The 25,791-nt window shown below is 70.8% G+C and carries 24 protein-coding genes and 1 tRNA gene; 12 read left to right on the top strand and 13 right to left on the bottom strand.

All coding sequences use genetic code 11. The features are described 5' to 3' along the window. The first annotated feature begins 26 nt into the window (after window positions 1-26). Together NP095_RS12960 and NP095_RS12955 are read left to right on the top strand one after the other, a co-directional pair. Complete coding sequence (locus NP095_RS12960) at window positions 27-1,076, top strand: LLM class flavin-dependent oxidoreductase (RefSeq protein ID WP_232419288.1); 1,050 nt, start codon at window positions 27-29, stop codon at window positions 1,074-1,076. Window positions 1,077-1,105: 29 nt separating this feature from the next. Further along, a complete protein-coding gene (locus NP095_RS12955; RefSeq protein WP_232419299.1) occupies window positions 1,106-2,752 on the top strand; it encodes a cation:proton antiporter in 1,647 nt (548 codons plus the stop codon). Window positions 2,753-3,173: 421 nt separating this feature from the next. Here the strand turns inward: NP095_RS12955 and NP095_RS12950 are convergent. Next, window positions 3,174-3,246 (bottom strand) — tRNA-Arg (locus tag NP095_RS12950). A 122-nt stretch (window positions 3,247-3,368) separates the two neighbouring features. On the opposite strand from NP095_RS12950, the gene NP095_RS12945 reads away from it, so the two are divergent. Beyond that, window positions 3,369-4,262 carry an NAD-dependent epimerase/dehydratase family protein gene (locus tag NP095_RS12945; RefSeq protein ID WP_232419301.1) on the top strand — a complete coding sequence of 298 codons (894 nt, stop codon included), beginning with the start codon at window positions 3,369-3,371 and terminating at the stop codon, window positions 4,260-4,262. Then, on the top strand, window positions 4,252-4,440 hold the full coding sequence (locus NP095_RS12940) for a hypothetical protein (protein WP_232419303.1): 189 nt from the start codon (window positions 4,252-4,254) through the stop codon (window positions 4,438-4,440). The genes NP095_RS12945 and NP095_RS12940 overlap by 11 nt, the downstream gene beginning before the upstream one ends. Window positions 4,441-4,443: 3 nt before the next feature. Here NP095_RS12940 and mscL read toward each other — a convergent pair whose 3' ends face one another. The 3 genes from mscL to NP095_RS12925 all read right to left on the bottom strand — a co-directional run bounded on the left by mscL (window position 4,444) and on the right by NP095_RS12925 (window position 5,841). Beyond that, window positions 4,444-4,875 (bottom strand): large conductance mechanosensitive channel protein MscL, encoded by a 432-nt coding sequence (mscL, locus tag NP095_RS12935; RefSeq protein ID WP_232419311.1) that lies wholly within the window; start codon window positions 4,873-4,875, stop codon window positions 4,444-4,446. A 47-nt stretch (window positions 4,876-4,922) separates the two neighbouring features. Continuing rightward, a complete protein-coding gene (locus NP095_RS12930) occupies window positions 4,923-5,507 on the bottom strand; it encodes an SAF domain-containing protein (protein WP_232419312.1) in 585 nt (194 codons plus the stop codon). 67 nt (window positions 5,508-5,574) lie between these two features. Then, window positions 5,575-5,841 carry an FmdB family zinc ribbon protein gene (locus NP095_RS12925; protein WP_232419314.1) on the bottom strand — a complete coding sequence of 89 codons (267 nt, stop codon included), beginning with the start codon at window positions 5,839-5,841 and terminating at the stop codon, window positions 5,575-5,577. Window positions 5,842-5,915: 74 nt separating this feature from the next. Here NP095_RS12925 and NP095_RS12920 point away from each other — a divergent pair, with 74 nt between their 5' ends. From NP095_RS12920 to NP095_RS12900, 5 genes are all read left to right on the top strand, one after another. After that, window positions 5,916-7,280 carry a hemolysin family protein gene (locus NP095_RS12920; RefSeq protein WP_232419316.1) on the top strand — a complete coding sequence of 455 codons (1,365 nt, stop codon included), beginning with the start codon at window positions 5,916-5,918 and terminating at the stop codon, window positions 7,278-7,280. Continuing rightward, the gene (locus NP095_RS12915; RefSeq protein WP_232419318.1) at window positions 7,277-8,308 is read left to right on the top strand and encodes a hemolysin family protein; all 1,032 of its coding nucleotides are present in this window, start codon (window positions 7,277-7,279) and stop codon (window positions 8,306-8,308) included. The genes NP095_RS12920 and NP095_RS12915 overlap by 4 nt, the downstream gene beginning before the upstream one ends. Before the next feature lie 79 nt (window positions 8,309-8,387). Next, window positions 8,388-9,974, top strand: coding sequence for a glutamine-hydrolyzing GMP synthase (gene guaA, locus NP095_RS12910; protein WP_232419324.1), 1,587 nt, complete (start codon window positions 8,388-8,390; stop codon window positions 9,972-9,974). A 40-nt stretch (window positions 9,975-10,014) separates the two neighbouring features. Beyond that, window positions 10,015-10,665 (top strand): hypothetical protein, encoded by a 651-nt coding sequence (locus NP095_RS12905; protein ID WP_232419326.1) that lies wholly within the window; start codon window positions 10,015-10,017, stop codon window positions 10,663-10,665. Window positions 10,666-10,737: 72 nt separating this feature from the next. Next, window positions 10,738-11,727, top strand: a complete 990-nt coding sequence (locus tag NP095_RS12900; protein ID WP_232419327.1) for a malate dehydrogenase — start codon at window positions 10,738-10,740, stop codon at window positions 11,725-11,727. Window positions 11,728-11,796: 69 nt separating this feature from the next. Here NP095_RS12900 and NP095_RS12895 read toward each other — a convergent pair whose 3' ends face one another. From NP095_RS12895 to NP095_RS12885, 3 genes are all read right to left on the bottom strand, one after another. Beyond that, window positions 11,797-12,063 (bottom strand): DUF3017 domain-containing protein, encoded by a 267-nt coding sequence (locus NP095_RS12895; protein ID WP_232419329.1) that lies wholly within the window; start codon window positions 12,061-12,063, stop codon window positions 11,797-11,799. Further along, a complete protein-coding gene (locus NP095_RS12890) occupies window positions 12,060-12,923 on the bottom strand; it encodes a bifunctional methylenetetrahydrofolate dehydrogenase/methenyltetrahydrofolate cyclohydrolase (protein WP_232419331.1) in 864 nt (287 codons plus the stop codon). Before NP095_RS12890 ends, NP095_RS12895 begins: the two co-directional genes overlap by 4 nt. A gap of 74 nt (window positions 12,924-12,997) precedes the next feature. Next, window positions 12,998-13,780 carry a hypothetical protein gene (locus NP095_RS12885; protein ID WP_232419333.1) on the bottom strand — a complete coding sequence of 261 codons (783 nt, stop codon included), beginning with the start codon at window positions 13,778-13,780 and terminating at the stop codon, window positions 12,998-13,000. A 200-nt stretch (window positions 13,781-13,980) separates the two neighbouring features. Here NP095_RS12885 and NP095_RS12880 point away from each other — a divergent pair, with 200 nt between their 5' ends. Further along, window positions 13,981-14,661 carry a TetR/AcrR family transcriptional regulator gene (locus NP095_RS12880; RefSeq protein WP_232419335.1) on the top strand — a complete coding sequence of 227 codons (681 nt, stop codon included), beginning with the start codon at window positions 13,981-13,983 and terminating at the stop codon, window positions 14,659-14,661. Here the strand turns inward: NP095_RS12880 and purH are convergent. The 3 genes from purH to NP095_RS12865 are packed head-to-tail and all read right to left on the bottom strand — an operon-like array spanning window position 14,633 to window position 17,929. Next, window positions 14,633-16,189, bottom strand: coding sequence for a bifunctional phosphoribosylaminoimidazolecarboxamide formyltransferase/IMP cyclohydrolase (gene purH, locus NP095_RS12875; protein WP_232419337.1), 1,557 nt, complete (start codon window positions 16,187-16,189; stop codon window positions 14,633-14,635). The two genes, NP095_RS12880 and purH, sit on opposite strands and share 29 nt — an antisense overlap. Beyond that, the gene (purN, locus tag NP095_RS12870; RefSeq protein ID WP_232419340.1) at window positions 16,186-16,824 is read right to left on the bottom strand and encodes a phosphoribosylglycinamide formyltransferase; all 639 of its coding nucleotides are present in this window, start codon (window positions 16,822-16,824) and stop codon (window positions 16,186-16,188) included. Before purN ends, purH begins: the two co-directional genes overlap by 4 nt. Then, the gene (locus NP095_RS12865; RefSeq protein ID WP_232419342.1) at window positions 16,805-17,929 is read right to left on the bottom strand and encodes a cell division protein PerM; all 1,125 of its coding nucleotides are present in this window, start codon (window positions 17,927-17,929) and stop codon (window positions 16,805-16,807) included. The genes purN and NP095_RS12865 overlap by 20 nt, the downstream gene beginning before the upstream one ends. Before the next feature lie 73 nt (window positions 17,930-18,002). On the opposite strand from NP095_RS12865, the gene NP095_RS12860 reads away from it, so the two are divergent. Continuing rightward, a complete protein-coding gene (locus NP095_RS12860; protein WP_232419344.1) occupies window positions 18,003-19,817 on the top strand; it encodes a SigE family RNA polymerase sigma factor in 1,815 nt (604 codons plus the stop codon). A 100-nt stretch (window positions 19,818-19,917) separates the two neighbouring features. Here the strand turns inward: NP095_RS12860 and sucD are convergent, their stop codons facing one another. Both sucD and sucC read right to left on the bottom strand, forming a co-directional pair. Then, window positions 19,918-20,814, bottom strand: coding sequence for a succinate--CoA ligase subunit alpha (sucD, locus tag NP095_RS12855; protein WP_232419346.1), 897 nt, complete (start codon window positions 20,812-20,814; stop codon window positions 19,918-19,920). A gap of 11 nt (window positions 20,815-20,825) precedes the next feature. Beyond that, window positions 20,826-21,989 carry an ADP-forming succinate--CoA ligase subunit beta gene (gene sucC, locus NP095_RS12850; protein ID WP_232419348.1) on the bottom strand — a complete coding sequence of 388 codons (1,164 nt, stop codon included), beginning with the start codon at window positions 21,987-21,989 and terminating at the stop codon, window positions 20,826-20,828. Window positions 21,990-22,398: 409 nt separating this feature from the next. Between sucC and NP095_RS12845 the strand changes: the two genes are divergently transcribed. Further along, on the top strand, window positions 22,399-23,328 hold the full coding sequence (locus tag NP095_RS12845) for a M23 family metallopeptidase (protein WP_232419350.1): 930 nt from the start codon (window positions 22,399-22,401) through the stop codon (window positions 23,326-23,328). Between the two features lie 117 nt (window positions 23,329-23,445). Here NP095_RS12845 and pcrA read toward each other — a convergent pair whose 3' ends face one another. Continuing rightward, entirely contained in the window at window positions 23,446-25,779 is a 2,334-nt protein-coding gene (pcrA, locus tag NP095_RS12840) for a DNA helicase PcrA (protein WP_232419353.1), read from the bottom strand. Window positions 25,780-25,791 lie beyond the last annotated feature (12 nt).

The following is a 25,791-nucleotide window of genomic DNA, read 5'->3' as shown; positions in this document are numbered from 1 at the left end:
CAGTGGCCCGGCACTAGGCTGGGGCGATGACCACGAGCATCGATCCCGCGGCCGTCGAGCTGGGCCTGGACACCTTCGGTGACGTCACCGTCGGCCCCGACGGAGCCCCGCTGCACCACGCGGTCGTGCTGCGGCAGGTCGTCGACCAGGCCGTGCTCGCCGACCAGGTGGGGCTCAGCTTCATCGGACTGGGCGAGCACCACCGCGACGACTTCGCGATCACCGCCCCGGACGTCGTTCTGGCGGCGATCGCCTCGCGCACCGAGCGGATCCGTCTGGGCTCGGCCGTGACGGTGCTCAGCTCCGACGACCCGATCCGGGTCTTCGAGCGCTTCTCGACCCTCGACGCGCTCTCGACCGGTCGCGCCGAGGTCATCCTCGGCCGGGGGTCGTTCACCGAGTCCTTCCCGCTGTTCGGCTTCGAGCTGGCCGACTACGAGCGCCTGTTCGCCGAGAAGCTCGACCTGTTCACGGCGCTGCTGGCCGAGGAGCCGGTGACGTGGTCGGGCACGATCCGCCCGCCGCTGACGGACCAGCGCGTCTACCCGCCCACCGAGTCGGGACGGCTCAAGGTCTGGATCGGCGTCGGCGGCACGCCGCAGTCGGTCGTGCGGGCGGCGCACTACCGCCTGCCGCTCATGCTCGCGATCATCGGCGGGCCGCCCGCGCAGTTCGTGCCGCTGGCGAACTACTACCGCGACCTGCTGGCCGCCGAGGGCGCCGATCCGCTGCCGATCGGCATGCACTCGCCGGGCCATGTGGCGCCGACCGACGAGCAGGCGCGCGACGAGCTCTTCGGCCACTTCCAGGCCCAGCGTGACCGCATCGGCCGTGAGCGCGGCTGGCCTCCCACCACCCGGATCCAGTTCGAGCGCGACGCCAGCCCCGAGGGCGCGCTCCACGTCGGCTCGCCCGAGACGGTGGCCCGCAAGATCGCCACCAACATGCAGGCGCTGGGCGTCAGCCGCTTCGACCTGAAGTACGCCAACGGCGCGATGCCGCACGAGCAGCTGATGCGCAGCATCGAGCTGTACGGCGCCGAGGTGGCGCCGCTCGTGCGCGACATGCTGGGCTGACGCTCGGCCCCGGGCCTACGCTGGCGGCCATGGAGTCGATCCAGATCGCCGTGCTCGTCGTCGTGGCGATCACGGCAGCCTCGGTCCTCGCTCCGCGGATCGGCACGGCGGCTCCGCTCGTGCTGCTGGCGCTGGGCATGATCGTCAGCCTGCTCCCGTTCACCCCGGACTTCGTGCTCGATCCCGAGCTGATCCTGGCCGGGTTGTTGCCGCCGCTGCTCTACTCCACCGCGGTCAACATGCCGACGATGGACTTCCGGCGCGACTTCCGGACGATCAGCGGATTGTCGGTCCTGCTGGTGGTCGTCAGCTCGCTGGCCCTCGGTGGCGTGTTCGTCCTGCTGATCGACGGCATCGACTACCCGATGGCCGTCGCGCTGGGCGCCATCGTCAGCCCCACCGACGCGGTGGCCACGTCGATCGCACGGCGACTCGGGGTGCCCGCGCGCGTCGTCACGGTGCTGGAGGGCGAGAGCCTGCTGAACGACGCCACCGCGCTGGTCGTGCTCCGGTCCGCCGTGGCGGCGACGGGCGCCGGCGTCAGCGTCAGCGGGGTGCTCGGCGACTTCGTGTGGGCCGTCGTCGGCGCCGTGGGGATCGGCTGGGCGGTCGGGACGCTCGTGCTGCTCCTGCGGGCGCGGCTGGCCGATCCCGCCGTCACGACGGCGATCTCCTTCACCGTGCCCTTCCTGGCGTTCCTGCCCGCAGAGCACCTCGGCGCGTCCGGGCTGGTCGCGGCCGTGACGGCCGGCCTGGTCACGGGACGGCGGCAGGCGTCGCGACTCGGGCCGCAGCAGCGACTGTCCGATCGCCAGAACTGGCGCACGATCGAGCTGCTCGTGGAGGGCGTGATCTTCCTGATCATGGGCCTGGAGGTCTCGGCCCTGATCGAGGACGTCGAGGAGACCACGGACGGCGGCGTGCTCCGGGCGGTGGGGCTCGCGGCCGCGGGTCTGGTGGTGGTCCTGGCCATCCGTGCCGTGTACACGGCCGTCATCGTGATCATGGAGCAGCGCCGTGAGCGGCGGTCGCCGCAGGTGCGCGAGGCGATCGACGAGTGGGCCTCGAAGGTCGAGAAGAGCCGGCACCCGCGCGCCGCCCAGCACCGCCGGCGGTTGCGGCGGGCCTCGGCCGACGTCGACTTCTACGAGACGTACCGCTTCGGCCGCCGCGAGGGCGTCGTGCTGATCTGGGCCGGCATGCGCGGCGTCGTCACCCTGGCCGCGGCGCAGACGTTGCCGACGGACACGGAGGGCCGCTCGCTGCTGGTGCTGGTGGCGTTCTTCGTGGCGCTGGCGTCCCTGATCGTGCAGGGCGGCACGCTCGGCATGCTCGTGCGGCTGCTCGGCCTGGCCGGCAGCGAGCCGGAGGACGCCGACGAGTGGGAGCGGCTCGACGCCCTCATGCTCGGGACGGCTCGCGACGTCATGGACGACGCGGACCTGTCGCCGCAGCTGAGGAGCCTGCGCGACCGGATCACCCAGCGGTCCGAGGACGAGCCGTACGACCGTGACGTCATCAACGACCTGCGCCTGCGCATCATCAAGCGCCAGCGGGAGGTGCTGCTGCACGAGCGCACGGACGGCACCTACAGCAGTGCCGCGCTGCGCCGGATGCTCGCCCGGCTGGACGCCGATCAGCTGAGCATCGAGGTGCGCCGGGACGAGGACTCCTGAGTCGAAACCGCATGTTCCCAGTGCTTCCGGCGTCCGCCGGTTCACCAAGCGGGCAGGGACTTGTGTTTACGGTGGGACACGTGTGAATGTTGTGACTGTTGTGGCGGAGAGCGGCCTTCTTTTCTCCCGGGTCGCTCGGAAGCCACGGGGGTGTCTGCACCCAACACCACGCCGTTCTTCCCCCAAGGCGGCGTGAAGGTGCCGCGCCGGAGGTCCCGTTCCCCATGGGCGCTCCGGCGCGGCATTCCCCGTTCTGCACGCCGTGAGACCGGGGTCCCAGGTTCCGCGACCCGGTCCGAACACCTGGTCCCCCACGGAGAATCGGCTCACCCCGGGCCCGACGGCCGAGGCGGTCCGGGCCCTGCGCGCCGCGACCCACCGGGGGAAGACCGTGCTCGTCCCCTGACACACGATGCGTGGGTGCCCCCGAGAGGATTCGAACCTCCGACCTGCGGTTTAGGAAACCGTTGCTCTATCCCCTGAGCTACGGGGGCGCACCGGTCCATCTTTCCATGAGCGGCCCGCCGGGCCTGCGTCATGGGTCGACTCGCCGGGTGTGGCGCACGCGGCAGGCGCGGCCGTCTCACGATTCGGATAACCGCCGTAGACTCGGCGGGTGCGAATCCTGCTGACGGGTGCCAATGGCGTGATGGGCCGGGCGACGATCCCGGCCCTGCATAACGCCGGGCACGAAGTCGTCGGACTCGTTCGCTCGCCCACGGCCGCCCGTCTGGTGCAGTCGACCGGAGCCACGGCCATCCAGGGCGACGTCCTCGATCGCGCCTCGGTGCTGCGGGCGATGCGCGGCTGTGACGCGGTGATCAACTTCGCCACGCGCGTCCCCGTCGGGGCGGCCGCGATGCTGCCCGGCTCGCTCAACCAGATCAACCGCATCCGCACGATCGGAGCCCGCGTGGTGGCCGACGCGGCGATCGAGTGCGGCGCCGGGCTGATGATCCAGCAGAGCCTGAGCCTCATCTACGCCGCGCGCGGCGAGGAGTGGATCGACGAGTCCGGCCCGATCGACGTGACGATGGTCAGCGAGCCGCTCACGGTCGCCGAGCACCACGCCCAGCGGGTCGAGGAGGCCGGCGGGGTCGCCGTGCGCCTGCGCTACGGCCTGATCTGCGGCGACGACCCGAACTCGCAGTTCCTCGTGCAGCGCGCCCGCAAGCGCCTCCCGATCGGTCTGGGCGATCCCGACTCCTGGATGCACGTCGTGCATCCCCTCGACATCGGCACGTCGGCGGTCGCCGCCCTGGGCGCTCCCAGTGGCGCCTACAACGTCGGTGCCGAGCCGCTCAAGCGCCGCGAGTACGTCGATTCGATCGCCCGGGTCGCGGGCCACAGCCGGGGCCGGTTCTTCCGTCGCTGGCTGTTCAGCGTCACGGCCGACAAGCTCGAGCTGCTGGCGCGCTCACAGCGCGTCACGTCGCAGCTGTTCATGGACCGCACCGGCTGGAAGCCCAGCCGGCCGACCCTGACCCCGGACTGGTTCCGTGCCGGCTGAGGAGCGCGAGGAGGCCGCCAAGCGAGCCCGCCGCGAGCGCGCGGCCCGGCTGCTGGGCGACCTGCTGCCCTCGACCACCCGCGACGAGCGCTCCGAGGGCTGGGGCGACGACCGCGGCGGCTCGACGCGTGACGACGAGCTGCGCCGGGACGTGCCCCCGCACCACGGCAAGGACTGAGCCTCAGAGCGTGGGGTCGACCCCCGGCGTCGAGCCGCGCTGGTCGGCGCGGCCGCCGAGCGCGTCGCGGATCTCGCGCAGCAGCAGGATGTCCTCGCTGGGACCCTCCGGCTCCTCCTCCTCACCCTTGGCGAGGCGCTCCATCAGCTTCTTCGAGGGCACGACGAAGATGAAGTAGACCACCGCGGCGGTGATGAGGAACGTGATGATCGCGTTGATCACGGCGGCGAAGTCGATGACCGTCGCGTCGTTGCCGTCGACCAGCTGGTAGGAGAGTCCGTCGACGTTGGTTCCACCGAACGAGTTGATGATCGGCTCGATGATCGCGCCCGTGAAGGTGCTGACCAGGGCGGTGAACGCGGTGCCGATGACGACGGCGACGGCGAGGTCGACGATGTTGCCTCGCAGCAGGAAGTCCTTGAAACCTTGAAGCATGGTCGCTCCTTCGATGGTCGGGCTGACCTCTCGACAGTAGGCCCCCGTCACCGCTCCTGACGAGCCACCACGACGGCGGCGAGCCGTGACGTGACCGAGGCACGAGCCACCTTCGTGGCCACGGCGGGCGCGGCGGCCACGCCCACGACGGCCGTCTCGCGCTCGGCGTCCGTGCGGACGGTGACCACCTCGACGCCGTCGGCGACGGGGTGCGCGTCGCCCTCGTCGCCCACCGCCAGCAGGTCGACGGCGTCCCCGGCGCGCAACAGCTCTCCGGTGGCGGCCGGAACCTCGACGGTGGCCAGGACTCGTCCGTCGCCGAGGTCACGCGGGTCGACGACGCGCCGGTCGGTGAAGATCTCGCCCGCACGCATCGCCCCCGAGAGAGCGCGTCCGGTGACGTCGCCGCCGGAGAGGACGCCGTCGGGGACGGACTGGTCGGGGATCCGGCGGACCTGCAGGTCCGCCGCCCGCACGATGGCGCCACCGCCGAGGTCTCGAGCCGCGACGACGACGGCACGGGTGTCGGGGGAGTGGGTCACCGCCGTGATCGCGGACCACGCGGCCAGGCCGGCCAGGGTCGCGGCGAGCACGCGCCGATGGGTCAGGACGAAGCGAGCGACCGATTCCATGCCGCGAGGCTAGGCACGATCAGAGCCGGCGGCGTGGTTCGTCCACAACCGGGGACGTGGAGCAGGGTCAGGCGGTGCCGGAGCCGGTCGATCCGCTCGAGGAGCTGGAGGACGAGGACGAGCTCGACGAGGAGGAGGCCGACGACGAGCCGGGGGTCGCCCGGCTGTCGTTGCGGTAGAAGCCCGAGCCCTTGAAGACCACGCCGGCGGCACCGAAGACCTTGCGCAGCTGACCGCTGCAGGCCGGGCACGTCGTCAGCGCGGCGTCGGAGAAGCTCTGCTTGACCTCGAGCTGCTCGCCACAGTCGGCGCAACGGTATTGGTACGTGGGCACGACGAGAAGGATACCGCTCGCAACCCAGCGCTAGAGTGGGACGTCCACGCTCCCTATCCGAGGACCCAGCCACTGTGACCGAATGGCTTCTGCTGTTCACGTCGTTCCTCTTGATGCTCGCGTGCGGGGTGTTCGTCGCGGCGGAGTTCTCCTTCGTGACCGTCGATCGTGCCACGATCGAGCGCGAGGCTGCCGCGGGCGACCGCGGCGCGCAAGGCACGGCGAAGGCTCTTCACAGCCTCTCGACCCAGTTGAGCGGTGCCCAGCTGGGCATCACGATCACCAACCTCGCGATCGGCTTCCTGGCCGAGCCCGCGATCGGCCGGTTGCTGCACGACCCGCTGACCTCGTTCGGCCTGTCCGGCGGCGGCCTCAATGCCGCGTCCTACGCGATCGCGCTGATCCTGAGCACCTTCGTGACGATGCTGGTCGGCGAGCTGATCCCCAAGAACCTCGCGCTGTCCCTGCCCCAGCAGACGGCCGCGTACACGCAGTTGATGCAGCGCGCCTTCACCAAGGCGATGGCGTGGCCCATCCGCGGCCTGAACAACATGGCCAACCGCACGTTGCTGTGGCTGGGTGTCGAGCCGCAGGAGGAGTTGCGCTCGGCCCGTTCGCCGCTGGAGCTGCGTTCCCTCGTCCTGCGCTCGGCCTCCGAGGGCGCCATCGACGACGAGACCGCCGATCTGGTCGCCCGCAGCATCGCCTTCGGTGACCGCACGGCCGCCGACGTGCGCACCCCGCGCGTGCGCGTCCACTTCCTCGAGGAGCGCGACACCGCGATGGACCTGATCGAGGCGGCCCGCCAGACCGGCCACTCGAAGTTCCCGGTCATCGGTCGCTCGCCCGACGACGTCGTGGGCGTCGTGCACGTCAAGCAGGCCGTCGCGGTCGACCCCGACCGGCGCCGCAGCGTCCGGCTGTCCGAGATCGCCGAGCGCGCCGCCACGGTGCCCGACACTCTCGAGCTCGATCCGCTCCTGGTGCAGCTGCGCGAGCAGAACAACCAGATGGCGATCGTCATGGACGAGTACGGCGGCACCGACGGCATCGTCACCCTCGAGGACCTGGTCGAGGAGATCGTCGGCGACATCGCCGACGAGCACGACCGCGTGTCCGACTCGAGCCGCCACCGCCGCGACGGGACCTGGTCGCTGTCGGGCCTGCTGCGCCCGGACGAGGTCTTCGAGCAGACCGGCGTCGCGCTGCCCGAGGGTGAGGACTACGAGACCATCGCCGGGCTCATGCTCGAGCGTCTGGGCCGGCTGGCGGTGCGCGACGACGTCGTGGTGCTGCAGGTCGACTCCACCCCCGAGAACGACGAGGACGACGCCGTCCCCCTGACCGTGCGCCTGCGCGTCGAGCGGCTCGATGGTCGCCGGATCGACCGCATCGCGCTGACCATCGACGACGCCGACGACGAGGAGGCCGACCGATGAGCGGCTGGCCGGCGTTGCTGCTGACCTTGGTCCTGCTGCTGCTGAACGCCCTGTTCGTGGCGGCGGAGTTCGCCCTGATCTCGGCCCGGCGCACGCAGCTCGAGCCCGAGGCCCAGGCCGGCAAGCGCAGCGCGAAGCTGGCGCTCAAGGCGATGGAGAACGTCACGCTGGCGATGGCCGCGGCGCAGCTGGGCATCACCATGTGCTCGCTGGGCCTGGGCGCGATCAGCGAGCCCGCGATCGCGCACCTGCTGGAGCCGGCCTTCGAGTACTTCGGGGTCTCGGATGCGCTCGTGCACCCGATCTCGTTCGCAATCGCGCTGACCCTCGTGGTCTTCCTGCACGTCGTCTACGGCGAGATGGTGCCCAAGAACCTCGCGCTGGCGGCGCCCGACCGGGCCGCCCTCATCCTGGGTCCGTTCATGCTGGGCGTCATCGCGGTGCTCAAGCCCCTGGTGGTGTCGCTCAACGCGATCGCCAACGGCGCGGTGCGCCTGGCCGGCATCGAGCCCAAGGACGAGGTCAACTCGACGTTCACCCACGACGAGGTCGCCGGCCTGCTGGAGGAGTCGCGCCGCGAGGGCCTGCTCGACGACGACGAGTACGGCCTCGTCACCGGTGCCCTGGACTTCCACGAGGGCACGGTGTCCCAGGTGCTGCTGCCCCGCGACAGCCTGGTGACGATCGCTCCGGGGTCGACGCCCGTCGACGTCGAGGAGGCGTGCGCCCGCACCGGCTACTCGCGGTTCCCGGTCGCCGGCGCCGACGGCGAGCTGACCGGCTACCTGCACATCAAGGACGTGCTCGAGACCGAGGACGCCTCGCGGCACCGGCCCATCGCCGACAAGTGGCTGCGGCCCCTGTCGACGGTGCGGATGTCCAGCGGTCTCTACGACGCGCTGCGCACGATGCAGGCCAAGGGCTCGCACATGGCCCGCGTGGCGGACGAGACCGGCACCGTCATCGGCGTCGTCATGCTCGAGGACGTGCTGGAGGAGCTCGTCGGCGAGATCCGCGAGCAGGTCTGACCGCATCGCGGAGGCCCTCTCCGGGGCGGCCCGACGAAGTGCCTACAGGCGGTCCGGAGGGCGGCACTAGACTCAAGGGGTGGCCGCCGAAACTCCCGAGTCCGTTGCCGAAGCCCATCACGACACCGTCATCGTCGTCGACTTCGGTGCCCAGTACGCCCAGCTGATCGCGCGACGCGTGCGTGAGGCGAAGGTCTACTCCGAGATCATGCCGCACACGGCGACGTCCGAGGAGATCCTGGCCAAGAACCCGAAGGCCGTCATCCTGTCCGGCGGACCCTCGTCGGTGTACGAGACCGGCGCCCCGCAGCTGCCGCTCGGCCTGGTCGACTCCGGCACGGCCGTCTTCGGCATCTGCTACGGATTCATGGCCATGGCTCAGGCCCTCGGCGGCGAGGTCGCTCGCACCGGTCAGCGCGAGTACGGCCGCACGGCCGTCTCGGTGCTCGAGCCCGGAACCCTGCTGGCCGACCTGCCCGAGACCCTCGTCAGCTGGATGTCCCACGGCGACGAGGTCGTCCGGGCCCCGGAGGGCTTCACCCTCAGCGCCAAGAGCGACCGCGCCACCGTCGCCGCCTTCGAGAACGTCGACCGGCGCCTGGCCGGTGTGCAGTGGCACCCCGAGGTCATGCACTCGCAGTTCGGGCAGAAGATCCTCGAGCACTTCCTGTTCGGCATCGCCGGCTGCGAGCCCACCTGGACCAGCGCCAACATCGTCGAGGAGCAGGTCGAGCTGATCCGCGAGCAGGTCGGCGACGCGCGCGTCATCTCGGCCCTGTCCGGCGGCGTCGACTCGGCCGTCTCGACCGCGCTCGTGCAGAAGGCGATCGGCGACCAGCTGACCGCCGTCTTCGTCGACCACGGCCTGCTGCGCGAGGGCGAGGCCGAGCAGGTCCGCAAGGACTACGTCGCAGCCACCGGCGTCGACCTGAAGGTCGTCGACGCCAAGGACCAGTTCCTGGGCTTCCTCGACGGGGTCACCGACCCCGAGCAGAAGCGCAAGATCATCGGCCGTGAGTTCATCCGCACGTTCGAGGCCGCCGAGCGCGAGGTGCTCGCCACCCCGGGCGCGCCGGTCAAGTTCCTGGTGCAGGGCACGCTCTACCCCGACGTCGTCGAGTCCGGCGGCGGCGAGGGCGCGGCCAACATCAAGAGCCACCACAACGTCGGCGGCCTGCCCGAGGACCTGGAGTTCTCGCTGATCGAGCCGCTGCGCACCCTGTTCAAGGACGAGGTGCGCCAGGTCGGCCGCGAGCTCGGCATCCCCGAGGCGATCGTCTCGCGCCACCCGTTCCCCGGCCCCGGCCTGGCGATCCGCATCGTCGGCGCCGTCAGCGAGGAGCGCCTGCAGATCCTGCGCCGCGCCGACGCCATCGTGCGCGAGGAGACCACCGCGGCGGGCCTCGACCACGAGATCTGGCAGTTCCCCGTCGTGCTGCTGGCCGACGTGCGCTCGGTCGGCGTCCAGGGCGATGGCCGCACCTACGGCCACCCCATCGTGCTGCGCCCCGTCTCGAGCGAGGACGCCATGACGGCCGACTGGAGCCGCCTGCCGTACGAGCTGCTCGAGCGGATCTCGACCCGCATCACCAACGAGGTCGACGAGGTCAACCGCGTCGTCCTGGACGTCACGAGCAAGCCGCCGGGCACCATCGAGTGGGAGTGAGCGTTTTCGTCCCTCGTCCGGTCGCCGTTAGGGTGGACCGATGAGTTGGCGAGGTGCGCGTCCTGTCCTGCTCGTGCTGGCTGTCGTGGCCACGCTCGGGGTGTTCGGGTGGTACATGATCTCGGGCAATGACTCCGGGGACGACCAGACCACCAGTGCGGCCCCGACCCCGGCTCCGACCGAGTCCGTCCTGACCGCCGATCCGAGCAGCGAGGCTCCGGCGCCGGAGCCCACGACCGAGCCCACCGAGACGCCCAGGGTCACGGAGTGCGAGGACGAGAACACGCGCTTCAACGCCGACGGCACCCAGGGCGACAGCCTGCTGCCGGACTGCGGCCAGACGCCCGTCACGAAGCAGCAGCAGCAGACCGACGGTCTCTCGCTGGCGTGCGGCGGCGACTACCCGGTGATCCTCTACAAGTCGACCACCACGGGCGCGAAGACCTCGATCTGCGGCCGCGACGCCGTCGGCGACCGGTTCCGTGTCGTGGTCAAGCCCCAGGGCGGCGACGCCGTCGACCTGCCGGGTGAGTACGACTGGCGACGCGACGTCTACGTCGCCGAGGCCGGCGGCACGCGGTACGAACTGCATGCCGTCGACGGTTCCCTGCACGTCACCCGTGACGGACAGACCCGCGTCCAGGACTCGAAGGACTGGATCTCGTTGGACAACGAGACCGACGATCTCTGACCGCGGTGGCGTGGGCGAATCCGTCCTGCGCTAGTTTCGACAACAGACACCCCACACAAGGAGCACATCGACGTGAGCACCTCTCCTGTCAAGGTGGCCGTCACCGGCGCCGCCGGCCAGATCGGCTACAGCCTTCTCTTCCGTCTTGCCAGCGGCTCGCTGCTCGGTCCCGACACCCCGATCCAGCTGCGGCTGCTCGAGATCACCCCGGCGCTGAAGGCGCTCGAGGGCGTCGTGATGGAGCTCGACGACTGCGCGTTCCCGACGCTGGACTCGGTCGAGATCGGTGACGACCCGAACCACATCTTCGACGGCGCGAACCTCGCCCTGCTCGTGGGCGCCCGCCCGCGCACCAAGGGCATGGAGCGCGGCGACCTGCTGGAGGCCAACGGCGCGATCTTCACCGCGCAGGGCAAGGCCCTCAACGAGGTCGCGGCCGACGACATCCGCATCGGCGTCACCGGCAACCCGGCGAACACCAACGCGCTGATCGCGATGAAGAACGCGCCGAACATCCCGGCCGAGCGCTTCACCGCCCTGACGCGCCTCGACCACAACCGGGCGATCAGCCAGCTGGCCGCCAAGACCGGCGCCAAGGTCGCGGACATCTCCAAGATGACGATCTGGGGCAACCACTCGGCCACCCAGTACCCGGACATCTTCCACGCCGAGATCGCCGGCCGGAACGCCGCCGAGGTCGTCGACGACCAGGCGTGGATCGAGAACGACTTCATCCCGACCGTCGCCAAGCGCGGCGCGGCGATCATCGAGGCCCGTGGCGCGTCCAGCGCCGCCTCGGCCGCCTCGGCCACGATCGACGCCGCCCGCGACTGGCTGCGTGGCTCCGCCGAGAACGACTGGGTCTCCATGGCCGTGGCGTCCGACGGCTCCTACGGTGTGCCCGAGGGCCTCATCAGCTCGTTCCCCGTCACCACCAAGAACGGTGACTGGGAGATCGTCCAGGGCCTCGAGATCGACGAGTTCAGCCGCGCGCGCATCGACGCCAGCGTCGCCGAGCTCGCCGAGGAGCGTGACGCCGTCACGCAGCTGGGCCTCATCTGAGCCGAGTAGCGAACACCAGCAGGGCCGCCCCGAGGGGCGGCCCTGCTGCGTTTCGTCTCGGGGGTGCCGTCAGGACGGGACGAGGACGGCCAGCACCAGCAGCGAGGCGCCCAGGAAGCCCATCCACACGACGTCGAACAGCTTGCCGCGCACGCGCAGCATCCCGGTGTGGTCGATCGGCACCACCATGCGGGCGACGGCGGACACCAGGAACGACGCGCCGATCACCATGAGGCCCGCGCGCCACGGACCGAGCACGACCATGCCCAGTCCGATCGCGACCGCGACGAGGTGCAGCAGGTAGATCCTGGAGCCGTTGCTGCGGGGGAGCTTCACCCGGCGTCCTCGGCGGCCGCCTCGCTGAAGTCGACGACGTTGCTGAGCAGCATCGCCCGCGTCATCGGCCCGACGCCACCGGGGTTGGGGGTGACCCAGCCGGCGGTCTCCCAGACGTCCGGCGCGAGGTCGCCGACGATCTTGCCGTCCTCGTCGCGGCTGACACCGACATCGAGCAGTGCCGCTCCCGGCTTGACCATGTCGCCGGTGATGATGCCCGGGACGCCCGCGGCGGCGATCACGATGTCGGCGCGCCGCACCTCGGCCGCCAGGTCGCGCGTGCCGGTGTGGCACAGCGTGACGGTGGCGTTCTCGCTGCGGCGGGTCAGCAGCAGTCCCATGGGGCGGCCGACCGTGATGCCGCGGCCGACGACCACCGCGTGCTTGCCGGCGATCTCGACGTCGTGGCGACGCAGCAGCTCGAGGATGCCGCGCGGGGTGCACGGCAGGGGAGCGGGCTTGCCCAGCACGAGCCAGCCCAGGTTCGTCGGGTGCAGGCCGTCGGCGTCCTTGGCCGGGTCGATCCGGCCGATGACGGCGTTCTCGTCGAGTCCCTTCGGCAGCGGCAGCTGCACGATGTAGAGGGTGCACGTCGGGTCGGCGTTGAGCTCGTCGACGGCCGCCTCGACCTCGGCCTGGCTCGCGTCGGCCGGCAGGTCGATGCGGATCGACTCGATGCCGATCTCGGCGCAGTCCTTGTGCTTGGCGCCGACGTACCAGCGGCTGGCCGGGTCGTCGCCGACGAGGATCGTGCCGAGGCCGGGCGTGATGCCGCGGGCGCGCAGGGCGTCGACACGTTCACGCAGCTCGGACTTGATGGTGGCGGCGACGGCCTTGCCGTCGAGGGTCTGGGCAGTCACCGGGCCAGTCTTTCACGGGCGCCGGCCACGCCGACCGCCACCTTTGCCTCCGGACACGGCGCCCGGGACCGCGGTCAGACCGTCCAGCCCTGCTTCACCGTGCACACAGGGGCCTTCCCGTTCGTGTAGTGGGTCTTCTTGTGCCACACGCGGACCTCGGCATGGCTCGTGGCCTTCTTCCCGTCCCGGGACCACCACGACGTCGTGCGGATGTACTGGCCCTTCGCCAACTTGGGGCAGGTGTTCTTCGACCCGGACAGGGCAGTCTTCATCCCCGCCAGAGCCTGCCACCCCAAGACGACGCCGCCGAGCCACTTGACTGTCTTCGCCTTCGAGAACTGAAGAGTCGCGGCCACCGCAGTCAGGACCGCCGCGTTCGCGGAAGCCTCAGCCGCGGTGACCACCTTCGTGGTGGTCTTCTTGCCCGGCGAGAGCAGTCGGTAGAAGCTCTTCTGAATCTGGCCTCGCGCCGCGGGATTCTCGATGAACACCTCATACACGCCGGCACGCGTCTTCATCGGGATGTGGGTGGTGTGCGATCCCTTCTTCCCGGAGAGGTACTTGGCGCCCGTCACGGTCCCCCCGCGACGGGTCGCCGAGGGGTACACCGAGACCTTCAACCTCAGTGCCTCGTGCAGGTTCTCCTTGTTCTTGTACTTGACCACGAAGCGCTTGTTCGTCGGGTCACCCTTGATGCTCACGATCTCGGTATGACCGACGCGGTCAGCGGCGTGAGTCGGTGCGGATGTCATCACGGTGAGCAGGCTCGCGATGAGCGCGGCACCCAGCCATCCCGCCCCATGGACTCTCAAGACGTTTCTCATCGTGCGGCCACCCCTTGCCATCGCGTCGGACATCAAGCGGAGAGTAGTGACCGCTTGGCGCGTGGTCAAACGACCTCGTCTGGTGGCTGGACCGAGGACCAGGCCGGACGGCGGTCCCGGCCGTGCCTGGAATTCGGGCCTGTTCGTCGAGGTCTGGGCGGTTACCGGGCCGGTCTTTCACGGTGGGGCCTGTCCCCCGGCGCACCGGTCCCGTGCGCCCTAGACTGCGGGGCATGACTTCGCGGGCGCAGTTGTCCCAGGAGCGCAGCCGGCAGCGTCGCGAGGCCCTGTTGAACGCTGCGATCGACCTGTTCGCCGAGGGCGGATCGCGGGCCGTGACCCATCGAGCCGTGGCCGCCGCGGCGGGTCTGCCGGCCGCGACGACCACGTACTACTTCGCGACGATCGAGGACCTGCTGCGCGAGGCGCTCAACCACCACATCGCTCAGTGGATCGCCACGATGGAGAGCCTGGCCGACATCGATGTCAGCGGGGTCATGTCGCTCATCACGGACGAGTCGGCCGTCACGTTCGCGGCCGGCATCTTCGAGGGCCGGCCTCCGACCACCGCGTCGCGTGAGCTGACGGTGATCCTGGGCGCCGCCCGCGATCCCCAGCTGCGCGACGCGGCCGTCACGGCGTTGACGACCGGGACCGACGTGCTGGTCGGCCTGCTCACCCGGGCGGGCTTCACCGACGCCCAGGGCCTCGCCGAGGACCTGGTGGCCCTGATCGCGGGGCTGGCCCTGCGCCGGTCCGCCGGTGTCCACACCGAGGCCGAGGAGGCCGTCAACGCAGTCCGTGGCGTGCGCACCCTGATCGTCGGCCACCTGCTGGGGCAGGAGGCCGGGATCGAGTTGCTCGCCGCACTGCGCGACCGCTCGCTCAGTGGAAGAAGTGACGAGTCCCCGTGACGTACATCGTGATGCCGGCGGCGGCCGCCGCGGCGACCGTCTCGGCGTCGCGCACCGAGCCGCCCGGCTGGACGATCGCCGTGACGCCCGCGTCGATCAGGATCTGAGGCCCGTCGGCGAACGGGAAGAACGCGTCGGACGCGGCCACCGAGCCGCGCGCGCGGTCCTCGCCGGCGCGCTCGACCGCGAGGCGGCACGAGTCGACGCGGTTGACCTGGCCCATGCCGATGCCGACGGATGCGCCGTCCTTGGCCAGCAAGATGGCGTTCGACTTGACCGCCTTGCAGGCGCGCCAGGCGAAGACCAGGTCGGCGAAGGTGGCCGAATCGACCGGCTCGCCGGCGGCGAGGGTCCACGTGGTGGGCTCGTCGCCCTCGGCATCCACGAGGTCGCGGCGCTGCAGCAGCACGCCGCCGCTGATCGGCCGGAACTCGACGGGCGACTCGTGCGACGGCGCCGGGCAGCGCAGGATGCGGATGTTCTTCTTGCCCTGCAGGATCTCGACGGCACCGGCCTCGTAGTCGGGCGCGACGATGACCTCGGTGAAGACCTCGGCGACCTGCTCGGCCATGGCGACGGTCACGGGACGGTTGGCCGCGATGACACCGCCGAACGCCGAGACGGGGTCGCAGGCGTGCGCCCGGGCGTGCGCTTGGGCGATGTCGGCGCCCACGGCGATGCCGCACGGGTTGGCGTGCTTGATGATCGCGACCGCGGGCTTCTCATGGGCGAAGGCGGCACGGCGCGCGGCGTCGGTGTCGACGTAGTTGTTGTAGGACATCTCCTTGCCGTGCAGCTGCTCGGCGCCGGCCAGGCCGCCCGTGCCGTCGGTGTAGAGCGCTGCGGGCTGGTGCGGGTTCTCGCCGTAGCGCAGGACGGCGGACCGGTCCCACGTCGCGCCGGCGAACGCGGGGAACGGCTCCGGGTCGGCCGGGGCGTAGGTCGAGGAGAACCAAGAGGCGACGGCGACGTCATAGGCGGCGGTGTGCGCGAACGCCTGGGCGGCGAGGCGCTTGCGCTGGTCGAAGGTGAACCCGCCCTGCGCAAGCGCCGTGGTCACCTCGCCGTAGGCCGCCGGCGACACGACGACCGCGACGCTGGGGTGGTTCTTGGCGGCGGCGCGAACCATCGACGGTCCGCCGATGTCGATCTGCTCGACGACCTCGTCGGGAGCAGCGCCCGAGGCGACGGTCTCGCGGAAGGGGTAGAGGTTGACGACCACGAGGTCGAAGGGCTCGATGTCGAGCTCCTCGAGCTGGCGCGAGTGGTCGTCGAGACGGCGGTCGGCCAGGATGCCGGCGTGCACGCGCGGGTGCAGGGTCTTGACCCGGCCGTCGAGGCACTCGGGGAAGCCGGTGAGCTCCTCGACGGGGGTCACCGGGATGCCGGCGGCCTCGATCGTCTTGGCGGTCGAGCCGGTCGACACGATCGCGACGCCCTCGGCGTGCAGGTCGGCCGCGAGCTCGGTCAGCCCGGTCTTGTCGTACACCGAGATGAGGGCGCGCTTGATGGGACGGAGGTCGGTCATGACGGTTCCTTCGGCTGGAAGCGGATGCGACGGCCCTCGATCGTCCAGGGCTCGCGGGCCAGGCGGCCGACCCACTCGACGAGCATCGCTCGCTCGTGGGTCTTGATGCGTTCGTGCAGGGACTCGGTGTCGTCGTCGTCCTCGACGGGCACGGCGACCTGGGCCACGATCGGTCCGGTGTCGACGCCGGCGTCGACCACGAACAGCGTCGCGCCCGTGACCTTGACGCCGTACTCGAGGGCGTCGCGCGGCCCGTGCATGCCGGGGAACGACGGCGACAGCGCCGGGTGGGTGTTGACGGTGCGACCGCCGAACCGGGCCAGGAAGGCCGGGCCGGTGAGCTTCATGAAGCCGGCCAGCACGACCAGGTCGGGGCGGTGGGCGGCGACCTGCTCGGCGAGCGACACGTCCCAGTCCTCGCGCGTCGGGTGATCACCGACCCGGTCGACGAACGTGGCGATGCCGGCGCGCTCGGCGCGGGCGAGGCCTTCGATGCCGTCGCGGTCGGCCCCGACCGCCACGATGCGGGCGCCGTACGCCGGGTCGGCGGAGGCGTCGATCAGGGCCTGGAGGTTGGTCCCGGAGCCCGACACGAGCACCACGAGCCGTGCGGGCTCAGGACGAGGCGCGGTCACGTGCAGAACGATAGTGGGCACCGATCGCACCCAGAGCGCCGCCCGCCGCCAGCAGCGGCACGGCGATCAGCAGGCTCTGCCAGGCCGGCGGACCGGCCGACTGCAGCGTTCCCGGCCCCAGGGCGCCGTGTGACGTCTCGATCAGCAGTCCCACGAGCGCGCCGCCCACCGCTCCGGCCAGGGCGCCGTCCAGCGCGGCTCGACCCCATCCGCGCTCGGGGACCGGGATGCCGGTGAACGCGACCAGTCCGGCGGCGACACCGGCGGCGAGCGGGACGAGGGTCAGCAGGACGACCCAGCCGCCGAACGGGCCGGGGTCGGGCAGTGCCGCCAGCGGTGGGAAGCCGGGCACGGAGCCCAGGGCGCTGCCGGTGAGGTCCACCGACGTGTCGCTGCCCAGGGTGAATCCCGGGCCCAGCAGGACCGACGCCGACCACAGGACGAGCGTGGGGAAGGCCAGCAGGCACATCAGGCCCAGCAGGAAGGGGCCACCGGGATCGAGGGTGGCCCACAGGTCGCCGGCCTGGTCGAGGTGCCGCACGAGCATGACGAGGGTGAGCACGGTGGCGCCGCCGAGCAGGCCGATCACGCCCGTGGCGGCTCCGTCGGCGACCGGGGCCCAGCGGCGGGGGAGTCCGAGCCAGGCGACGCCGGAGCGCCGTGCGGCGCCCCAGGCGGCCGGCAGGCCCACGACGACGAACGCCCCGAAGGCGGCTCGGACGAAGTTCGTGCTGTGGGCGTCGGTCATCGTCACCGCGGAGCAGATGCCGGCCAGCACTCCCGCGACGCCTCCGGCCATCGCCCCGAAGGCCACGGGGTCGACGATGGGCGTCCGCAGGGACAGGCGGGTGAGCGTGAACACCAGGACGATCACCAGGAGCGTGGCGCCCAGCGGCACGACGTCGATCCGGGTCTCGCCCGTCGTCAGGGTCGCGCCCACGGCGACGAGCCAGGCGCGGATCGACGTGCGGACCACGGCGACGGTCGAGTCGGCCGCCCCGGTCGCTAGCGTCGCCACGCCCGCGAGGAGGATGCTGAGGAGGGCCGACCCGGCAGCGGTGAGGATCGCCGGGCGCCACTGATCGGCAGCACGGGACTCAGGCACCTCACCATCCAACCGGTACTGTGGCGACGATCCTGACAGCACACGCCGGGGCGGATCGAAGGGAGGCGGACGGATGACTCGAGTCGACGAATTCGACGCTTTCTATTCGGCGACCCAGCGCGTGACACTCGTCACGACCTACGCCAAGTGCGGTGATCGCGACGTCGCGCGCGACGCCACGATCGAGGCCTACCGGCACGCGTGGGCCCAGTGGCCGCGTGTCTCCGCCGCCAACCCGGCCGCCTTCGTCCGCGCCGAGGCGTGGAAGGGGACGGCGCTGATCCGCAGCACGCACCCGCTGCGCCGCAAGCGCCCCCACGACACCGATCGCCCGCTGCTCAAGCAGCTCGACGACCTCGACCAGCCGTCCCGGCGGCTGATCAGCCTCATGACGATCTCCGACGTCGACCTCGACGAGGCGGCGCTCGAGGTGGGCGTCGACGACGAGGAGGCCCTGGAGCTGGCGTCGCGCGGGTTCAGCCGGATGGAGGAGGGCCTCGGCGCCAGCCTCGACGAGGTCGTCGAGCGGATGCGCGCGCTCGCGGTCGTCACCGCCGGCATGGACCTGCCGACCGCGCCCGAGGTGCGGCGCTCCGCGAGTCGCGGGGCTCGTCGCAACACGGTCCTGGCCGTGGTCGCTGCTCTCGTCCTCACGCTGTTCGGCGGTGCCTTCGTGGCGCAGGGCGGCGCGACGGAGCGTCAGACGGCCCTGCCCGACCGCGAGAAGATCGGCGCCGAGTCGCGCGACATCGTGCTGGACTCGCACAACATCGGCCCTGACAACCTGCTCTCGGCGAGCGAGGTGTCGAGTCTGCGCCCCGACACGGAGTGGAAGGTCGACGGCACCGACACCGATCCCGCGAACGCCACGCCCTACGCCACCTGCCCGACCTCGCGCTTCGCCGACCCCGACCCGCTCAAGGTGTTCGTGCGTGCCTTCAGCAACGAGGCCGGCGGACGCGTGGCCCAGGCTCTCGAGGTCTCGCGGTCGCAGTCGGCGTCGGAGGCCGCGTTCGACAAGCTCGTGTCCTTCTACGCGGAGTGCCAGCACCCGCGCACCCGCCTCGTCGACGCGTACCGCGTCGAGCGGCCGTTCGGCGACTTCGAGATCCTGCGCCTCCAGTCGTACCGGTCGCCGGCCCGGTTCATCACGGTGGGTCTGGCCCAGTCCGGTGCGCTCACCAGCACGCTGGTGCACGAGTCGCCGGGCACCGAGCGCAACGACGTGCGTGAGTTCGCCCGCGTGCTGAACGAGTCCATCAGCCGCGTGTGCGCCGAGTCCGGCGGCGACTGCACCGAGCGGTTCACCGTCAAGGCCACGCTTCCCCCGAAGGCGGAGAAGTACCCCGAGTTCCTCGGCGTCGTCGACCTGCCGCCGGTCAGGACCGTGGACAGCGTCTGGAGCGCCAGCGCGCCCATCGCCGTCGGCAAGCAGAACCCCACGGCGACGCTGTGCGACGACGCCTCGTACACCGGCAAGTCCGTCGTGCAGGCCCAGGCGCGCGTGTTCGCGATCCCCGAGGCCACCGCCCTGCCCGACCAGTTCGCGCTCACCCAGACCGTCGGACGCTTCACCGACGACCGGGCCGCGAAGGCGTTCTACGACCGGATCCGCAAGAAGGTCGACCGGTGTCCCGACAGCGACCTGCCGGCCAAGATCGACGAGAAGAAGAAGATCTCCGGCGAGGGCTTCAGCGGCATGTCGTGGCGCATCGGCCTGGAGATCGGCAAGAACAAGGTCGTCTACTACCGGATGGGCGTCGTCCTGCGCGGCAACGACGTCACCCAGGTTCTCTTCCCGCCTGCGGGCAAGTTCGCCATCTCCGACGCCGAGTTCCGCGCCGTGCTCAAGCGAGCCGGCGAGCGCCTCGCCTACGCCCCCGAGTGACCTGAGCGGGCTCGCCACCGTCCCGTGGTGGGCCGCTGGCCCCGACACGACGACGAAGCCCCCGCGACCGTGAGGTCGCGGGGGCTTCGTGCTGACGGGGTCAGAGGCTCTTCAGGATCTCCCGCATCAGGGCGGCGGTCTCGGACGGCGTCTTGCCGACCTTGACCCCGGCGGCCTCGAGGGCCTCCTTCTTCGCCTGGGCGGTGCCCGAGGAACCGGACACGATGGCGCCGGCGTGGCCCATCGTCTTGCCCTCGGGGGCCGTGAAGCCCGCGACGTAGCCGACGACCGGCTTGGTGACGTGCGCCTTGATGTACTCGGCCGCACGCTCCTCGGCGTCGCCGCCGATCTCGCCGATCATCACGATCGCCTTCGTGTCGGGGTCGTTCTCGAACGCCTCGAGCGCGTCGATGTGCGTCGTGCCGATGACCGGGTCGCCGCCGATGCCGATGGCGGTGGTGAAGCCGAAGTCACGCAGCTCGAACATCATCTGGTAGGTCAGGGTGCCCGACTTGGACACCAGACCGATCGGGCCCGCACCGGCGATCGTGGCCGGCGTGATGCCGGCCAGCGCCTGCCCGGGGCTGATGATGCCCGGGCAGTTCGGGCCGATGATGCGGGTCTTCTTGCCCTGGGCGTACGCCCAGAACTCGGCCGTGTCCTGGACCGGCACGCCCTCGGTGATGATCACCAGCAGGCCGATCTCGGCGTCGATGGCCTCGATGACGGCGTCCTTGGTGAACGCCGGCGGCACGAAGGCCACCGACACGTCGGCCCCGGTCTTCTCGATCGCCTCGGCGACCGAGCCGAAGACGGGGAGCTCGACGTCGTTGCCGTCGGCGTCGACGTGCTTGACCGTGGTGCCGGCCTTGCGCGCGTTGACACCGCCCACGACGTTGGTGCCGGACTTGAGCATGAGGGCGGTGTGCTTGGTGCCCTCGCCGCCCGTGATGCCCTGGACGATGACCTTGGAGTCAGAGTTGAGATAGATCGACATGTGTTCGTCCCTTACGCGTTCGCGAGCTCGGCGGCCTTGTCGGCGGCACCGTCCATGGTGTCGACGAGCGTGACCAGCGGGTGGTTCAGTTCGTTGAGAATCGCTCGGCCCTCGTCGACCTTGTTGCCGTCGAGACGCACGACGAGCGGCTTGGTGGCCTCGTCGCCGAGGATCTCGAGCGCGCCCTTGATGCCGTTGGCGACCGCGTCACAGGACGTGATGCCGCCGAAGACGTTGACGAACACGCTCTTGACCTGCTCGTCGTTCAAGATGACGTCCAGGCCGTCGGCCATGACCTGCGCCGAGGCTCCGCCGCCGATGTCCAGGAAGTTGGCGGGCTTGACGCCGCCGTGTGCCTCACCGGCGTACGCGACCACGTCGAGCGTGCTCATGACCAGGCCCGCGCCGTTGCCGATGATGCCGACCTCGCCGTCGAGCTTGACGTAGTTCAGGCCCTTGGACTTGGCCTTGACCTCGAGCGGGTCGGTGGCGTCGTTGTCGACGAACGCCTCGTGCTCGGGGTGACGGAACTCGGCGTTCTCGTCGAGCGAGACCTTGCCGTCGAGGGCCTCCAGCTTGTCGCCCTCGAGGCGCGCCAGGGGGTTGACCTCGACCAGCGTCGCGTCCTCCTCGACGAAGACCTTCCAGAGCGCCTGGATCATCTCGACGGCCTGCTCGGCCAGCTCGGCCGGGAACTTCGCGTCGGCGACGATCTCGCGGGCCTTGGCCTCGTCGACGCCGGTGCCGGCGTCGATCGGGATCTGGCGGACGGCCTCGGGGTTGGTCTTCGCGACCTCCTCGATCTCGACACCACCCTCGACGCTCGCGATGCACAGGTAGCTGCGGTTGGCGCGATCGAGCAGGAACGAGAAGTAGTACTCCTCGACCGGGGGAGTCGCCGGCGTGACCAGCACGCGGTTGACCGTGAGGCCCTTGATCTCCATGCCCAGGATGTTCGACGCGTGCTCGAAGGCCTCGTCGGGGGTCTTGGCGATCTTGACGCCGCCGGCCTTGCCGCGGCCGCCGGCCTTGACCTGTGCCTTGATGACGGTGACGCCGCCCAGCTGCTCAGCAGCGGCCTTGGCCTCTTCGGCCGTGGTGACCACGGTGCCGAGGGTGGTCGAAACGTTGTGCTTGGCGAAGAGCTCCTTCGCCTGAAATTCCATCAGATCCACGGTGACGTCCTTAATGGTGGGATTCGCTGTGGTTCAGCGGCCGCCGTGGACGCGACGCCGCCGAAGCGCTCGCGACTCTACCGGGCGCCAGGGCGCCGCTCAGGGCTGGGTTGCGTAAACGTGAGTTGTAACACCGTCCGGTCTGGTGAACATGCGGGATCGACTTTCCTCTGCTATCTGGGAGTTAACCGCCATTCACCATGGTCAAAGGTTGGAATCGCGAACCCCGAGTCCCCTAGACTCGCCGAGTCCGACTGCCTGACCCCCCGGAGGCGCAAACCGTATGACCGAACTCGATCGCTCGAAACAGAGCGGTCGGTCGACCCCTGATGCACCTGAGGCACCCGGCCGCGTTGGATCGCGCCGAGCAGTACGTCCCGTTGAGACCGACCACGACTCCACCATGGTGATGAGCGCTGTGAGCGCCGAGTCGACGTCACAGACCTACACCGTCGGCCGCCGCGCAAAGCGCCCGACGCCCGTCGCCGCGCCGCGCCCCATCGAGGCCGCCGTCGACCAGCCCGCCAAGACCCCCGCTCGCGCCGAGCGCAGCGCCCCCGCCGCCGAGGACACGATCACGTTCCCCGCTGTCGGCTCCCTCCCCTCCGGCCGGATCCCCGGCGCCCGCCGTGCGGCCCGCCGCGCCGCCGCCGTCTCCAGCCGCACCCGCCTCGTGGCCGGCGCCGCCGCCGTCGCGATCGCCGCGATCGGCTCGCTGAGCGTCACCTCGCCCGGCCTGCTCGCCGGCGCCGATGCGGCGCTGGCCAAGAACTACGTCGGCGCCAACGCGACCAACGCGGTCGACGTCTCGCGCAACTATGACCGCGAGCTCGCGGTGCAGAAGCCCCTGCAGGCCCAGCAGATCGCCATGGCGCTCGCTGAGCAGAAGGCCAAGGAAGCGCAGCAGGTCCAGGCCCGCGCCGAGGAGAAGATCCGCAACCAGTGGGTCATCCCGGTCGTCGGCTACCGCATCACGGCCCGCTTCGGCCAGGGCGGCGGTTACTGGAGCAGCGGCCGCCACACCGGCCTGGACTTCGCCGGCCCCTCCGGCTCGACGATCGTCTCGATCGCCGCCGGCACGGTGAAGTCGACCGGCTACGAGGGCGCGTACGGCAACAAGACCGTCATCACGCTCAACGACGGCACCGAGGTCTGGTACTGCCACCAGAGCTCGATCCAGGTCCAGCCCGGCCAGAAGGTCGGCCCCGGTGACGTCATCGGCGCCACGGGCTCGACCGGCAACGTCACCGGACCGCACCTGCACCTCGAGGTGCACCCCGGCGGCGGCGGACCGGCCGACCCGGCCGCGATGCTCGTCGCGCACGGCGTGAACCCCTGACGTTCGCTCGGACTCATCGGAGGCCGGATGCGCGGGCCCAGGCCCGCAGCGTCCGGCCTCCGTCGTCTGAGGGGGTGCTGAGCTCGTGTCAGCGGTGCGGGGCGGCGCCCCGCGGCCTCACAGCTTCTCGAGGGGCGCGTAGCGCAGCAGCAGCCGCTTGACCCCGGCCGAGCCGAAGTCGACGCTGGCGACGGTGTTCTGTCCCGTGCCCTCGACCGTGACCACGGTGCCCAGGCCGAAGCTGTCGTGGGTGACGCGGTCGCCGGGGGACAGGGACACGACCTCGCCGCCGGCCTTCTTCTTCGATCGCGCGGCGACGGCCGAGGACTTGAACGACGCCGACGGCGTGCGTGGGGCCCACTGCGTCGGCGCGCTGGCCTCGCGCTTCCAGTCGATCAGGGTCGGCGGGATCTCGTCGAGGAAGCGCGACGCCGGGTTGTAGGAGGGCGCGCCCCACGCGGAGCGCACGGTGGCGCGGGTGAGGTAGAGCCGCTCGCGCGCCCGGGTGATGCCGACGTAGGCGAGTCGGCGCTCCTCCTGCAGCTCGGCGGGGTCGCCGAGCGAGCGCAGGTGCGGGAACACACCGTCCTCGAGGCCGGTCAGGAACACGACGGGGAACTCCAGGCCCTTGGCGGTGTGCAGGGTCATCAGGGTGACGACGCCGTCCTTGGCGTCGGGCAGCGAGTCCGCGTCGGCCACCAGGGCGACGCGCTCGAGGAAGGCGTCGAGCGATCCCGCGGCCAGGACCACGTCGTCGTCGGTCTCCTCGTCGTCGTCGAGGGTGCCCGCGGACGCGACGAACTCGCGCGCGACGGCGACGAGCTCGGCCAGGTTCTCGACCCGGGTCTCGTCCTGGGGATCGGTGCTGTTCTCCAGAACCGTGAGGTAGCCCGACTTCGTCAGGGCCGCCTCGAGCACGGCGTCGGCCGGGGCGCCGGAGGCGGCGAGATCCATCAGCTCGGACATGGTCGTGGCGAAGCTCGAGACCGCGGTGCGCGAGCGGGTGCCCAGCTCGTCGATCTCGTCGACGCGGGTCATCGCCTCCCAGAAGCTGATGTCGTGCCGATTCGCGAAGCGCTCGAGCGCGTTCTCGGACCGGTCGCCGATGCCGCGCTTGGGCTCGTTGAGCACGCGGCGCATCGAGACGGCGTCGCGGGGGTTGGCCAGCACCCGCAGGTAGGCCAGCGCGTCCTTGACCTCCTTGCGCTCGTAGAAGCGCACGCCGCCGACGACGCGGTAGGGCAGGCCGACGCGGATGAACACCTCCTCGAAGACACGGCTCTGCGCGTTGGTGCGGTAGAACACCGCGATGTCGCGCGCGACGGCGATGCCCTCGTCGGCGAGGCGGTCGATCTCGTCGGCGACGAACTGCGCCTCGTCGCGCTCGTCGTCGGCGACGTAGCCGACCAGCAGCTCGCCGTCGCCCTCGGCCGACCAGAGCTTCTTGTCCTGGCGGCCGGGATTGCGGGCGATGACGCCGTTGGCCGCCGCGAGGATGTTCTGGGTCGAGCGGTAGTTCTGCTCGAGCAGCACGGTGGCCGCGTCGGGGAAGTCGTCCTCGAATTCGAGGATGTTGCGGATCGTGGCGCCGCGGAAGGCGTAGATCGACTGGTCGGAGTCGCCCACGACCATGAGGTCGGAGTCCTGGTCGCACAGCTCCTTGATGAGCGTGTACTGGGCGTGGTTCGTGTCCTGGTACTCGTCGACGAGCACGTGGCGGAACCGGCGGCGGTATGTGTCGCGGACGTCGGGGAACCCCTGCAGCAGGTGGACCGTGTTCATGATGATGTCGTCGAAGTCCATCGCGTTGGCCGCGCGGAGGCGACGCTGGTACTCCGCGTAGCACTGGGCGTACGTCTCGTCGGTGCCGTTGGTGGCCCGGCGACTGGCCTCCTCGTGGTCGACCAGCTCGTTCTTGTGGTTCGAGACCCAGTTCAGGACGGCACGCGGGTTGACCTTCTTGGGATCGAGGTCGAGGTCCTTGACGACGAGCGTCATGAGACGGCGCGTGTCGGCGGCGTCGTAGATGCTGAACGACGAGGTGTAGCTGAACTTGTCGGCCTCGCGCCGCAGGATCCGCACGCAGGCCGAGTGGAACGTCGAGACCCACATCATCCGGGCGCGCGCGCCGACCAGCTCGGCGACGCGCTCGCGCATTTCGGCGGCGGCCTTGTTGGTGAAGGTGATGGCCAGGATCGAGCCGGGGTGGGCCCCGCGGGCGGCGATGAGCCACGCGATGCGCCGGGTCAGCACCCGGGTCTTGCCCGAGCCGGCCCCGGCAACCACCAGCAGGGGACCGCCGGTGTGGGACACGGCGGTGCGCTGGGCGTCGTTCAGGCCCTCGAGCAGCTCGTCGGAGCGTGCGGTCCGCCGCTTCGCGGGGGTCTGCTCGGGACCGTCGGGACCCGGGCGGGTCGGGCGGGAGGAGGGCACGGGGAATGGCAGGGTCATCGCGGATACAGC

This window comes from Aeromicrobium duanguangcaii, assembly GCF_024508295.1.
In the GTDB taxonomy this organism is placed as follows: domain Bacteria; phylum Actinomycetota; class Actinomycetes; order Propionibacteriales; family Nocardioidaceae; genus Aeromicrobium; species Aeromicrobium duanguangcaii.
The sequence above is the reverse complement of the archived record's forward strand: the minus strand, read 5'-3'. Positions and strand labels throughout refer to the sequence as shown.